The 12,733-nt window shown below is 47.2% G+C and carries 11 protein-coding genes and 2 pseudogenes; 3 read left to right on the top strand and 10 right to left on the bottom strand.

Annotated elements, in window-relative coordinates; genetic code table 11:
- Positions 1-49 precede the first annotated feature (49 nt).
- A pseudogene (locus LAT62_RS06510) lies at positions 50-601 on the top strand (IS110 family transposase); the annotation flags it as partial.
- A 224-nt stretch (positions 602-825) separates the two neighbouring features.
- Here LAT62_RS06510 and LAT62_RS06505 read toward each other — a convergent pair.
- From LAT62_RS06505 to tviB, 9 genes and pseudogenes are all read right to left on the bottom strand, one after another.
- Positions 826-942, bottom strand: a pseudogene (locus LAT62_RS06505) (transposase); the annotation flags it as partial.
- Positions 943-1,149: 207 nt separating this feature from the next.
- Complete coding sequence (locus tag LAT62_RS06500) at positions 1,150-2,337, bottom strand: glycosyltransferase family 4 protein (protein WP_293380769.1); 1,188 nt, start codon at positions 2,335-2,337, stop codon at positions 1,150-1,152.
- 13 nt (positions 2,338-2,350) lie between these two features.
- The gene (locus tag LAT62_RS06495; RefSeq protein ID WP_293380764.1) at positions 2,351-3,346 is read right to left on the bottom strand and encodes a CapA family protein; all 996 of its coding nucleotides are present in this window, start codon (positions 3,344-3,346) and stop codon (positions 2,351-2,353) included.
- A 49-nt stretch (positions 3,347-3,395) separates the two neighbouring features.
- Positions 3,396-4,688: a hypothetical protein gene (locus tag LAT62_RS06490; RefSeq protein ID WP_293380761.1), complete on the bottom strand. Its 1,293-nt coding sequence runs from the start codon at positions 4,686-4,688 to the stop codon at positions 3,396-3,398.
- Complete coding sequence (locus LAT62_RS06485; RefSeq protein ID WP_293380758.1) at positions 4,649-5,782, bottom strand: glycosyltransferase; 1,134 nt, start codon at positions 5,780-5,782, stop codon at positions 4,649-4,651. The genes LAT62_RS06490 and LAT62_RS06485 overlap by 40 nt, the downstream gene beginning before the upstream one ends.
- Entirely contained in the window at positions 5,782-6,924 is a 1,143-nt protein-coding gene (locus LAT62_RS06480) for a glycosyltransferase family 2 protein (protein ID WP_293380755.1), read from the bottom strand. Before LAT62_RS06480 ends, LAT62_RS06485 begins: the two co-directional genes overlap by 1 nt.
- A complete protein-coding gene (locus tag LAT62_RS06475) occupies positions 6,921-7,556 on the bottom strand; it encodes a hypothetical protein (RefSeq protein ID WP_293380752.1) in 636 nt (211 codons plus the stop codon). The genes LAT62_RS06480 and LAT62_RS06475 overlap by 4 nt, the downstream gene beginning before the upstream one ends.
- Positions 7,553-8,413 (bottom strand): exosortase, encoded by an 861-nt coding sequence (xrt, locus tag LAT62_RS06470; protein WP_293380749.1) that lies wholly within the window; start codon positions 8,411-8,413, stop codon positions 7,553-7,555. Before xrt ends, LAT62_RS06475 begins: the two co-directional genes overlap by 4 nt.
- A 37-nt stretch (positions 8,414-8,450) precedes the next feature.
- Positions 8,451-9,740, bottom strand: coding sequence for a Vi polysaccharide biosynthesis UDP-N-acetylglucosamine C-6 dehydrogenase TviB (gene tviB, locus LAT62_RS06465; RefSeq protein WP_293380746.1), 1,290 nt, complete (start codon positions 9,738-9,740; stop codon positions 8,451-8,453).
- 307 nt (positions 9,741-10,047) lie between these two features.
- Between tviB and LAT62_RS06460 the strand changes: the two genes are divergently transcribed.
- Both LAT62_RS06460 and LAT62_RS06455 read left to right on the top strand, forming a co-directional pair.
- Positions 10,048-10,800, top strand: coding sequence for a PEP-CTERM sorting domain-containing protein (locus tag LAT62_RS06460; RefSeq protein WP_293380743.1), 753 nt, complete (start codon positions 10,048-10,050; stop codon positions 10,798-10,800).
- A 310-nt stretch (positions 10,801-11,110) separates the two neighbouring features.
- The gene (locus tag LAT62_RS06455) at positions 11,111-11,788 is read left to right on the top strand and encodes a PEP-CTERM sorting domain-containing protein (RefSeq protein WP_293380740.1); all 678 of its coding nucleotides are present in this window, start codon (positions 11,111-11,113) and stop codon (positions 11,786-11,788) included.
- A 107-nt stretch (positions 11,789-11,895) separates the two neighbouring features.
- On the opposite strand, the gene LAT62_RS06450 is transcribed toward LAT62_RS06455, so the two are convergent.
- The gene (locus LAT62_RS06450; RefSeq protein ID WP_293380737.1) at positions 11,896-12,717 is read right to left on the bottom strand and encodes a PEP-CTERM sorting domain-containing protein; all 822 of its coding nucleotides are present in this window, start codon (positions 12,715-12,717) and stop codon (positions 11,896-11,898) included.
- Positions 12,718-12,733 lie beyond the last annotated feature (16 nt).

Genomic DNA, 12,733 nt, shown 5'->3' with positions numbered 1-12,733 from the left:
CCAAGATGAATCTTGATGCGCAAAAATATACGAATTAACCACTCGGGACACTAGGTTGCGCAAAGCGATTCCGTTAGTGCTCGAGGATGCCACGAATGGCTTGTCGATAAGGATGAGGCGGACGATCCAAGAGTTGTATGAGCTTATGATCAGTCTCGATAATCGAATCCATTTCTTCGACAAGGAAATCGAGGTTGTCTTCAAGGAAAGTGATGCCTGCCAGCGAATCGCAAAAATTAAGGGCGTCGGGCCCAAGACTGCCACTGCTGTTGTCGCCGCCGTCGGAGACGGCAGAGATTTTAAAAACGGACGTCATTTCGCTGCCTGGCTAGGCCTTGTTCCAAGACAGCATTCTAGCGGCGACCGGAAAATCCTTATGAACATAACCAAACGTGGTGATCAACATCTCCGAACGCTTTTAGTACACGGTGCTAGGGCGGTATTAAGGACCTCGAAACCAGACAATAGCCTTTTCGATAAATGGGTTAATCAGTTGAAGGAGCGACGAGGGTTCAACAAGGCGACTGTAGCTGTAGCCAATAAGAACGCTAGAATCATTTGGGCGATTCTGCGGAACAATACCAGCTACGTCTGCTCCTAAACCACCAGCGAATTGCGAAAGCACTGAAAATGGCAAAAAGGTCGAACCATCACGCTCAGAACCTGACTTTTATAATGATCCCTGAGATCGTCCATTTGTTGAGGCGTGCGTGAGCGGATTCCCCATTTGGGCACTACTTTCTTGGAAAGTCTGATGCCGGATAGATGTATGCAGTTCGGATCCTAACGCCAGAAGTGCTTGCAATAGGGAGGTAGTCCATAGATATAAAATGTCGCACTGCTCATGCCGTGCTCGCGACACAGTTCAGGGACTGGCACGCCGGACTCGGCCTGCTTCAAAATCGCCATGATCTGGCTGTCGGTGAAACGTGATTTGCGCATGTGGAATCTCCTGTCTGTTCAGGTTACAAAATTCCACTTATCACCGCGATTATTTTTCGGGGGGATTACCCTGGACTTACTACTAAGAGCGACCGAACATGGCACTGAGCGGAATAACACCGAAACAGAATGTGGCTAAGATTTCCTGACAGACTCTAACGATAACCCTAGTGAAAAATGAGGAGATTACCATAAATAGTCAAAACTTTAGGGGCCTTTTTTGTTAATGGCGTCTATGAAAATTGATTTGTCATTCTCCCAATTAAATTTATCCAAGACAGCATTGCGCCCATTCGATCCAAGCGATTGCCTTACATCAGGATTACGCAATTTTAACAGCGCCTCCGAAATGTCCGAGATATTAGTGCTGCTAGATACTACACCACAATTAGAGGTTTCTATAATTCTCCCTATGGTTGTTACCGGTGTGCTTATTACCGGAAGGCCAGCTAGCATATAGTCAAATATTTTGTTTGGTATCGTGGTATTCCAATGTGAACAGGGACGATAAGGAAGTGCGCCGATGTTTGATTCAAAGAAAAGTCTGTTGACTTCGTTATGATCTAGCCAGCCGTGTATTCTAACACTATTATGTAATGAGTATTTTCTGACTAGATTTTCAAGAACTTCTTTGTAATACCCTTCGCCTACAATGTCAAAGTTGATATCAATGCTTGGGTCTGATGAATTTATATTTTCTATCGCATCGATGAGTAAGTCAATTCCCCTTAGGCGCGTTAAGAATCCAACATAGATTATATTTAGAGGGCTCTCACTATGTACTACTTGTTTGCCGTTGTATTTTGATTTTGGAGGTGTATTGCTTACAATAGACACCATACTTGGATCCAAATTATATCTTTCGATCAATCTAAATTTTGATTCTTCTATCATGGTAAAGGTATGTTGTACTTTATAGATTACATTTCTTTCATACCTTTCTGAAACCCAAGGTGATTTGATTATTTTTGTTAAAAGACCAGGGTTGCTATACTGATGTATAGACCGATACATCTCTGGATACACTTCTGCCATGTCATAGTATACAGAATATCCTAGAAACTTTTTAAGTGTTGTAGCAAGTTTGAGTAGCGGAAGGTCTCGCACAATAACTTTGCTAATTTTGTATTTTTTTATAACATGAATAAATGAAATCGCCCAGTTCAAGTTAAACCAGAAAGGAAAGAGAGCAAGGGATCTCAATTTTTCGTTCAAAGTATAGTAGCTTTTAATTCGTAGAATTTTGATATTATTAATTGTCTCTGTTCGTTCTAATTTCTTTTTGTTGTTGCTTAATATGTAAACTGTGTTTCCTGCTTCAGTTGCTGCTAAAGCGAGTTTTTCAACCCGAACATCCCATGGATAATCTTCTTTGTATAATATTAATATATTCATATTTTTACCGATATTAGCTAAAGATTCTTAGTAGCTTTCTTGAAAAGAATTTCAATTTTAGAAGCATGTTGCCTTTCGGGAGGTGCCGAAAAAAGAAGAGTGTCTTTTTAAGTTGTTGATAATTCATTTTATCCCCTAATTTGTATAACTTGTACTCTCCAGTTATAGGTATTTTATCTCCAAAAGGCTTGGGCCTGAAATCTGACTTCCTTATATGTATAGGAATAACTTTAACGGCCATGAAATTTTTCTTCAAATCTAATTCTAATATTCCAGTCTTCAGCTTCCGGCTATCCCAGCCGTCATCAAAAATGAAATTTCCAAGAGATGGTGCGTAAACAAAGTTATCGTAACTTGTTATGGGGTAAAATAGATGCGGATGCGACCCTATAACTCCTCTAACTCCAAGCTCTTTGAGTTCCATCGCAAGTTCATCCTGGTAACGCAGAGGCTTTGTGCTTGACTCTAACCCCCAGTGCAATAGCACGAAAAGATGATCTACTTCGCTGACTGAATTTTTAATTCTATCTATAAACTCATGGTTTAAATATTGGTAGATATCTTGCGACGGTTCAGTATTGTCTGTCACGTCAGATGCAGCTAGAAAACCTATGCTTTCCCCATGGATAATAATTTTTGTTATTCTTTGGTTAATAAGGCCGACTGGAAGAATGTTATATTTAAGTAACTTCTGGTTTGAATCATTAAAACATTCAATCCCGTGCTGGATGCTATGATTGTTAGCAACCTGAACAATTTTGAAATTTGATTTTGAAAGATAGCGAATGCTGTTGGGGTCAGCTCTCAATACTACGCTTTCTGGCTCAGATGGATTATTTCCCACGTTACTAGCGGGACCTTCCAGATTTCCAATTACTGCATCTGACTTAGAGAATATTTGCTCGCATAATTCAAAAGGGTCTACATTTTTACAAACGGTTTTTACGCCGTGGCCAAAAGTTAAATAATATTCACCTAGACTTATGTCGCCAACAAAGTGCAATTTCATTTGTACTTTACCTCTACCTTGGGTGACGTATTGTTAGAAAGTGAAGTGTTTATGTATTTATGCATTGGGTGAAATAGCTGTTTTTTTTAGTTTCTTTTCTAACTTCTTGAGGTTGCACTATAATTATTTTTATTTCTATTTTTAGGTTGGTATTATGTGTGATTTCACTTTCTATAAAGTTTCTAATTTTGGTACTCTTTTCCTGAAGTTCGTAGGGTAAATATAATATTATTTTCCCCAGTTCTTTCTGAAGGATGTGGAAAGTAAAATATGTGTCGTTTAGCTTTTGGTATTTTCCAATTGATCTAGATAATTCAACTGAGTGAAACTTGGTGCCGTTTTTATCAAAAGCATACCTGTCAGTTGACCGACCCTCAAGATTAGTGATTATGTTATTGGAGCCAAGTAGAGTGCACTGAGTTTGTGCTATATCAAAATGGTCACCTATTAAATATCTAATTATCTTTTGAGTTGTTCTTGAGAAGTCGGTAATCATTGTTGTGGAATTTTCAACTTCAATTTTAATCCAAGGATTAACTTGATGCATGTGGCCTTTTCTGCATTCAAAAGCTAAGATGTCAAATTCAGTTGATCCATACTCTTCAACAACTGGGCAGCTAAAAATACTTTCGAGATGTACTTTCTGCGAGGTCAGTATCGGTTCAGCTGTGCAGATCACACACTTTATTTGGGGTACTTCTAGTTTGTTTGTAACTATGATTTTGGAAAGTTCCAATATTAAAGAAGAGTAACCATATAGGTACTGTGGTTTGTATTTTAACAAACTTGTCGTTTGCTCTAATGCTTCTTCAGATGTCGGATAAAAAGTCTTCCGATTTAATAGAAAATCCTTGAAGAAAGTTCCGATGTCTCTGTTAGATCTTGCCCATACGCGACCTTCTCTATAGCCAAGCTTTATATTGTAGTGTCGGTAGCAGTAGTCTCTCACCGCCAATAGTTTTCCAAGCTCATGTCGATTTAAATATATTTTGGTAGGTTCACCAGTAGTACCAGATGTTTTTCTTTTATATAAGTCTGTTCTTTCTTTTAGCTTCTCTGATTGTTCGATAAGCATCTTTTTTGTAGTCGGCTTAATATATTCAGGGCTGTTTTTTGAAATTTCCTTGCGCTCGCAATAGTTTAGTTTTTTATTTTCTATTGTGTGTTTGAAAATTTCGGGTTCTCGGTTATTCTTTTCATTCCAGCATTTATTAATATACAGGAATTGTTTTTTTACCTTCAGCCCTAGTGATAGATAAAATATTCTCGCGACAATATATCTGGCATAATAATAGAAGCTTCTCATTTCTTTAGTCTCATATAGAGTTTTAGGTACTGGCATGCCATGATTTCTATCGAATATTTATTTGATATAATCTCTTTTTGTCGTCGCCTAATAGTATTTTTTAGACTATCGTCTTCAAGAAGCTTTATTATTTCAAGTGACAGCACATTTTCAAACGCTTCATGATTAGAATTAATTAATATCCCAGCTCTTCCATGGTCAAGAAGTTTAGGTAGTTCGCCTACTTGGGTTGATATAATAGGGACGCATAATGCCATTGCTTCCAATGCGGCAATAGGCAAGCCCTCAGTCTTTGAGGGCATAACTAAGACTGTTGATTTTTTCATTAAAGCCGGTACGTTTTGGCAATATCCTGGCATATAGACGTTGTTTGTGATTTGCAAATTTTCACATAATTTATGCAAGTCGTTTTCGCACTTACCTTGCCCAACTATTATTAACCCGGTGCTGGGTTTTTTTTTCAGTACCTTTTCGAAAGCAGTTATAAGTTTACTAAATCCTTTCTCTGGAGATAGTCTACCGACACCAAGAACTACATTTTCAAATTTTCTTGAGAAACTACATATATCGCTGTCAGCGGGAAGGTTCGACTTTTCTTTTATGCTTTCTATGTCTACACCATTATTTATTACTGTTAGATTTTCCTTATGTTTATATGATTCAGGTAAGTCATCTAGCATGTAACTGCTTACTAGTACTATATGTTCGAGCCTATTTATCATAATGCGATCTAGCTTTTCATTAAGCCACATTTTACTGAATAATTGAGACTTTACGTACCCATGGAGTGTCGCAACTGTCGGTAGTTTTCTTTTTAATTTAGGTAATAGCCCTAGCAATATGTTGAATTTGTAACCATGGCTATGTAGTACGTCGAAATTTTCTAATTGCGCCCATTTTACTATTTTATTTATTTCTCTTATATTGAGTCCGGGTTTCATCCGCCAAGCTTTAAGCTGGAGTCCTTGCGCTATCGCTTCCTCTTCCAGAGGTTTAGTCACAATGGCTGGTTTGCCGATGCTAAGTATAACTGGGTTGCATCCCTGTTTTTGTTGTTGTAAGGCTAAGCTTATAAGCATCCTTTCTGCACCATACAACCCCCCGGAGTCAATCAAATGCAAAATCTTCATCAGTTTGTCCGCGGAGTCCAGGTCACTATCTTTTTCTTTCTGACAAACAAGAGGCTGGCATGTGCAGAGGCCAGGTTGATTAGACAGAAGTAGTAGGGAAGACGAGCCACCCCAGCAAGCCTATCCCCAAATCGAGGGGAGAATAATGCTAACAGGTAAAAACAGGCCTGAATGAGCAAAGTGAGCACATAGAACGGATGCACCCCTACAAGTACTAAATTGGTCGGAAGAGCCGCCATCAAAGGGAGGAAGGCCAAATAGCGAAACACCTTGTGGCTCCATAGCTGCCAGCTAAACAACGGGTAGCGCAGCGGGTTCAGAAGGTGTTTCATGTCCCACAGCGCCCAAAGCGCTCTCAGGCTGACACGTACTCGCATCTTCTGTTCGTCAGCAGCCGTGTTGAGTGAGTCTTCTTTCAACAGTGCTTCTTCCTGATACACCACACGGTAGCCCTGTTCGACAACTTTCAGGGGTTGCACGAAGTCGGGTAGTTGGTCGGCTCTCAGTGGCTGGTACAGCGATTTGCACATGGCGTCTATGCCGCCGTCTACTCCCACGACAGACCCGACGCGCGTCTCTTTGCTGCGTAGAAAATTCTCGTATTTCATGTAGGCACTGCAGCCGTCGCCGACCATGGAGCCATCCTGGTTCACATAGACCATCTTGCCGGTAACGTAGCCGACCGCCGGGTCACTGAATGAGGCGGTCAAGTGCGTGATGGCGTCCGGCGCGAACAGACTATTGGCATCGGAAAAGATCAGTATGTCCCCTTTGGCCTGCTTTACTGCACGGTTGACGCCGGCTGTCTTGCCCTGGCGAGGAGACTGGCGCAAAAGTTTCACCCGGCTGTCTTCTGCCGCCAGCGCTTCTACGATGTCATCGGTGCCATCGGTTGATTCATCAGAGACGATGAGTATTTCCATTTTTTCCGCTGGATAAGTCTGGTCCAGCTTGTTGCGGATGGTGGCTTCAATCACAGTGGCCTCGTTATAGGCCGGAATGATGACCGTCACATTGGGCTCATGTGATTTGTCCGATTTCAATGGTTTCCCTGGCAGCAGTGAGACCAGTAATGGGTACAGCAAGTAGACGTAGACTACCCAGAATGCAGAGGCCCAGAAAACGAAGGACAGTACTATCATGACTCGGGGCTCCGGCCTTGGGCCAAGAAGGTTTCAACTGACTCTGTGAGCCTGTCCTGTTCAGATTCGCAGCCAGCAGCGGCACAGGGCATCTGCCAGATCATCAACTCAAAATGCCGTGTGCCGGTAAACGAGGCCGGAAGCTGATACAGCTTGGCGCGGGTATAGGAGCCGGTGGTGATTGGCCCCAGTCGAAACTGATACAGCGCTGTGCTGTGCTGTCCAGTAGATCGCTGCCGAAGACTGACACTCTGAAAGTTGGACTCCCCAATCTCCGCGGAAACACCTGCCGTTTGAGTATAGCGTTCATTGTCGAACAACCTGGGAATGTAGGGCACCAGAGAGCGCTGGTCTTCGCTCAACTGGTTGCTGTAGATGCTGACCACGGCGCCACTGCTGTGGCGATAATGGGTCTGGTTCATGCTCGTATGAGGCAGTTGCAACGCCAGCCCGGGCGGGGCGGCCGGTAAAGCCGTTCCAGGTGTGCTGTAGCCGCTGCTGGCCTGGTATTGCTGATCAGCTCGATCCAGCAGCCATCCGGCCAGCGCTGGTGTGGTCAGGACAAACAGGCCAGCGATAATCCATAATGAGCGATAGGTCAAAAAGGGCTTGCGGGCGGGCTGAAAGCTCATTCTGCCCTCCGGGGCTGAGGTGCGAAGTAGATGGCGGGCAGTATCATGGCAGCAAACAAGACCCAACCAAAGGTTTCATGCTCGTAGACCAGGCTGCTTTGCATTTCACTGAAATAACCGACAAGGATCAGTGCATAAATGCGAATCCAGTTGGCGATCAGAGCCAGTACCGCCGCGGCCAGCAGCGCCAATGCCGTCATGGCTAGTGTGTAGCGGTTCAGTATCGCCAGCATCCAGGCCAGAGCGAGTGAAATAACGAAGTAGCGCAACCCGGAGCAGCCATCGGCAATCAGCATGATGCCATAGGGTATGGTAATGCTGTTGCCATCAATCAGCGTCGGTATCGAGAGCCAGCTCACGGCTTCGCCAACCACGGCGCTCGCCAGGAGCAGCAGTATATCGTTGCCGTAGGCCCAGGCTTGCAAGGCAAACACCAACAGGCCCACTACCTTGCCCGCCTCGATCCAGTGGGCCTGTGGGAAAAAGATGAGCACCAGGCCATAGAGCAGGGCAACCAGTGAGATCTGCGCAATGACATCCAGTCCGACCCGCTGACTGAGTGTCGCCAAGACAGTAAAACCAACAACCAGAAAAGAGCCTAGCCACAGGTTGGATGATAAAACCGCCTGGCGCTCTGTTTGGGCGCCGAGTCGGTAGATAAACCAGAGAGTGGCCAGCGCGATAACACTGCCGTGGGCCAGTTCATGATCCATGACCAGCCACTGGCGGGCGAGCACTGTCCAGGTATCGAGAAAGGGCAGGGTGATGATCAGAGCCAGCAGCCCGGTTTTACCCGCTGCTACAGGGCTGACTTTGCCCAGGCCATTCAATGATGTTTTGCCTGAGACGATTGACATACCTTCAACTCCATTTGCCTTTTGCCGGCTCTGTCACTCAGAGCCGCAGATCCGTCTGTTCGGCGGGTAGAATATATTTCAGATCAAAGAGTACACTGCCGGATTTGCCAAAACTGCGCAGAGTGTCGGCACCCATTGCCCTGAATTGATGATGACCGACAGCGATAATCACGCCATCGTAGGTGCCGTCTTCAGGCTTGTCTGTCAGCCTCAGCCCATACTCTTTACGTGCTTCTTCATGATCTACCCATGGATCATGAATGTCCACCTCGATATCAAAACTCTGCAGCTCTGCGATCAGGTCCACAACGCGGGTGTTGCGCAGGTCCGGGCAGTTCTCCTTGAAGGTCAGCCCCAGCACCAGTACCCGGGAACCTGCAATCCGGGTCTCCCGGCGAATCATGGTCTTGACCAGTTGCTGCGCGGCATAAATGCCCATGTTGTCGTTGATGCGCCGGCCAGCCAGGATCATTTCCGGGTGATAGCCAATCTGCTGCGCCTTGTGCGTCAGGTAATAGGGGTCCACGCCGATACAATGCCCGCCAACCAGGCCAGGCCGGAAGGGCAGGAAGTTCCACTTTGTGCCTGCGGCTTCCAGTACGGCTTCCGTATCCAAGTCCATTCGATTGAAGATCAGCGCCAGTTCATTGATCAGTGCGATATTGACATCGCGCTGAGTGTTCTCGATGACCTTGGCAGCCTCTGCTACACGGATACTGGGGGCCTTGTGCGTGCCTGCGGTGATAATCGAGGCATAGAGAGCATCAATGCGATCCGCGATCTCGGGTGTCGAGCCGGAGGTCACCTTCTTGATGGTTGTTATTCTGTGCTCCTTGTCGCCCGGGTTGATGCGTTCCGGGCTGTAGCCGGCATAGAAGTCCTGATTGAACGTCAGGCCGGAGTGCTGTTCCAGAATGGGCACACACACTTCTTCCGTGGCACCGGGGTAAACCGTGGACTCATAGATGACGATATCACCGGCACTGAGCACCTTGCCGATGGTCTCTGAGGCCTTGCGCAGCGGCGTCAGGTCGGGCTGGCGATGTTCATCAATCGGGGTGGGTACCGTAACAATGTAGATATTGGCGGATGCCAGGTCTCTGGCCTGAGCCGTAAAACTCAGGTTCTTCGAAGCTGCCAGCTCTTCTGGTGTGACTTCGAGGGTGTGGTCCCGATGTGCCTGCAACTCTGCTATTCGGATGTCGCTGATGTCAAAACCGATGGTGTTATAGAAACGCCCGAATTCAACCGCCAGCGGCAGGCCAACATAGCCGAGGCCGATAATGGCAATGGTATCCGGGGTAGGACCAGATCTGGTCGCGTCCATACTGCTTCCCTGTAGACTTCCGTGAATAGAGACTCGACAGATGATAAAGCATTTGCGCCCTGTGTGTTAAGTGATTCCGGCATAGCGCTCTCAATGTGTCGGGCTAATTTACACCTGCTGACAAATGGGTGATCTAACCGCCGCTCAAATCACATGAATGCCTTGAATTGGCTTGTATTTAAAGGGGTTAGAGAAGCCGGGGACGCTTTTTGCTGAGTACTTACCGATTTACAGAGCGTTGTCAGTCTGGCGACGCAGTGGGCCGGAAGTTTTCCGGAGTCAATGGAACAGAAGAGCAAATCGCACTATGGAAAAGAACAGACTGAAGAGACATTCATTGGCCGGCCTGGTTGCTTCTGCGACCCTGGTCGTTGGCATGAATGCTCAGGCCGACATCATTCTGGACCCGATCTTTGGGTTTGAATTCAACGTCGAGTACCTGGGTAACAGTTGCATTACCGACACCTGTGTTGATCTGGCCGCAGGCGGCTATGACATTACAGGGGGTGGCCTGGTGGACCCCGCTCAGAGCAAGCATCACACCTATCTTATCCCAGGGTCGGACACAGGCAATGCTGATGCTGTCACCTCCTTCAATGTGATCAGCCCGGCCAATGATCCTGAGGGTTCTGCAACAGATATCAAAGTTGGCAACCTGTTTGGTTATTTTGACTTCTACTGGGGTTCCATCGATACCTACAACGAAATCACCTTCTACTCTGCGGAGCAACAGGTTGTTTTGTTGAGTGATAGCCAGGAAGGCCTGGGTTTCGGTTACTACGAGCCCTGGTCATGGACGTTCACTGGCAGTGATGCCATGGCAGTTATAGCCGAGTATTACGGCGAGAGCTATCAGTACGGCAGCAACAATCAGGGTAACTATGCCACAGATGGCTACTTCCGATTCACTGGCTCGTTCGACAGCCTGATGATGAGCAGCGACGGTGTAGCGTTTGAACTGGCTACGCGGACTGCAAGTGTTCCCGAGCCGGGTACGTTGGCCCTTTTCGGGGCTGGATTGTCAGGCTTGGTGCTGGCGCGTCGTCGTCGCAAGAACTGACACTCTGCTTCAACGCAATAAAAAGCCGCGACTCAGTCGCGGCTTTTTATTGGCGATAAATTAACGTGGTACGACGTTTTGGCATGTCGTTCCGCTGTGGGTGTCGAGTTATTTAACGCCTTGTGGCTTGTCTGTTAGAACTCGGGCCGCTTTCAATTCGGTCGTCTTTCTTAATATCCCGTCATAGAGGGCTTCTTGGCCAACCGGACCATTTCTTGCACTGTTCAGGGAGAGGAGCTCCTGGAGTTCCCGATATCGCATCGGACCGGAGGTGGTTCGAAAAATGGACGACAGAAAGGCAGAATGCACTGTGGATAAAAGCAGACTGAAGAAAAACACACTGGCTGGCATGGTTGCCACTGCAACCATGGCAGTAGGCATGAACGCACAGGGCGTGGCCATACCCTTGAACGTAGAGTATCTGGGGGAAAGCTGTATCGCAGATACCTGCGTTGACCTGGCCGCAGGCGGTTACACCATTGATGGTGGCGGTCTGGTGGCTCCGGCAGAGTCAGTGGACAACCTCTATAAGACACCGGGAGAGGACACTGGAAACGAAGAGGCGGTGACCTCCTTCAACGTGACCAGCAGCATAGATAATCCCGAGGGTGCGATCGACCCGATCAATGTGTTCGATACGAATGGTGCGTTTGAGCTCTATTGGGGCTCGATCGACAGCTACAACATCATCGAGTTCTACACCGGAGAAACATTGGTTGGCATGTTCACAGGCTCTGATGCCATGTCGGTCATTGCGGGTGATGACGGCGGCTCTGATGTTGCTGAGGCTGGAGGTAACGTCAACTACGAGACAGATGGCTATTTCTCTTTCAACGGCCGTTTCGACCATGTGCAGTTGAGCAGTCAGGATGGCGTTGCGTTTGAGTTGGCCACGGCAGCAGCGAGCGTCCCGGAGCCAGGCACGCTGGCACTGCTGGGTGCTGGCTTGTCTGGATTGGTAATGGCCCGCCGGCGCCGCAATGCCTGATGGTTGGCGCTGTTTAGAGAAAAACCGCGACTTAGATCGCGGTTTTTTTGGCCACAAAAAAAGCCAGCACAAGGCTGGCTTTTCTATTTCAGCTGTTAACCTGAAGGTCAGGCAGCTTTCTGGCGGCGACGTGCAGCACCCAGGCCGGCAATGCCGAGGGCGAGCAGTGCCATGGTACCCGGCTCGGGTACGCGACCCACTGTGACCCGGTCAATACCAAAGCCATCGTTGTTGCCAACGCCATTGTTGAACACCAGGCTGGCGCTTGTGATGGTCTGGCTGGACGTCAGTGAGACGTAGGCCAGGTTTTTGTCGGCAAGGTTAGGCATGATCTGCAGATATTCGGTGCTGGTACCGTCCGCAAAGTTCAGCTTCAGCTGTGCACCCTGGTCGTTGGCATCAGACAGGTAGAAGCCAAGCGCGTTGAACGGTGAGCCAGTAGAGATATCCCAGGTGATTTTGTCGGCATCATTGCTGTCCAGCCAATTGCCGCCATCCCAGTTGACAAATCGACCATACTCGCCGGTAACGTCTCCGTCGCTGGCCATCCCTTCAATCATCAACTTGTCTTCTTCGATGTTGTTGTTGCTGCCGGGATTCGGAGCAGGCGCTGTCATCGAGAAGGTGCCGACCTTGGTGTCGAATGAACTGGCAGCCATCAGCCACCGGGTCTTGTCGGTAGTACCAAGGGTTTCGCCAATCAAGTCACCGGAAGCTCCGGCTTCCAGGGCTGCAAGATCATTGAAATCTTCAGTAATATAGCTGCTGTGCAAAGAGCTGAGGAATGACGCCTCGGCTGCCTGAGCAACTCCGTCCGTGTGACTGCCGTAAGTAGCACTAAAGCTGATCACAGCAGCCTGTGAAGTGCCCGCCACCAATGCAAACGCTGACGCTGCAACCAGTGACTTCACAACTGTATTTGTTCCCATGTTCGTAATCCCCATG

The organism is Natronospirillum sp. (assembly GCF_022565775.1).
In the GTDB taxonomy this organism is placed as follows: Bacteria; Pseudomonadota; Gammaproteobacteria; order Pseudomonadales; family Natronospirillaceae; genus Natronospirillum.
This window is presented reverse-complemented; position numbering and strand designations above follow the sequence as displayed.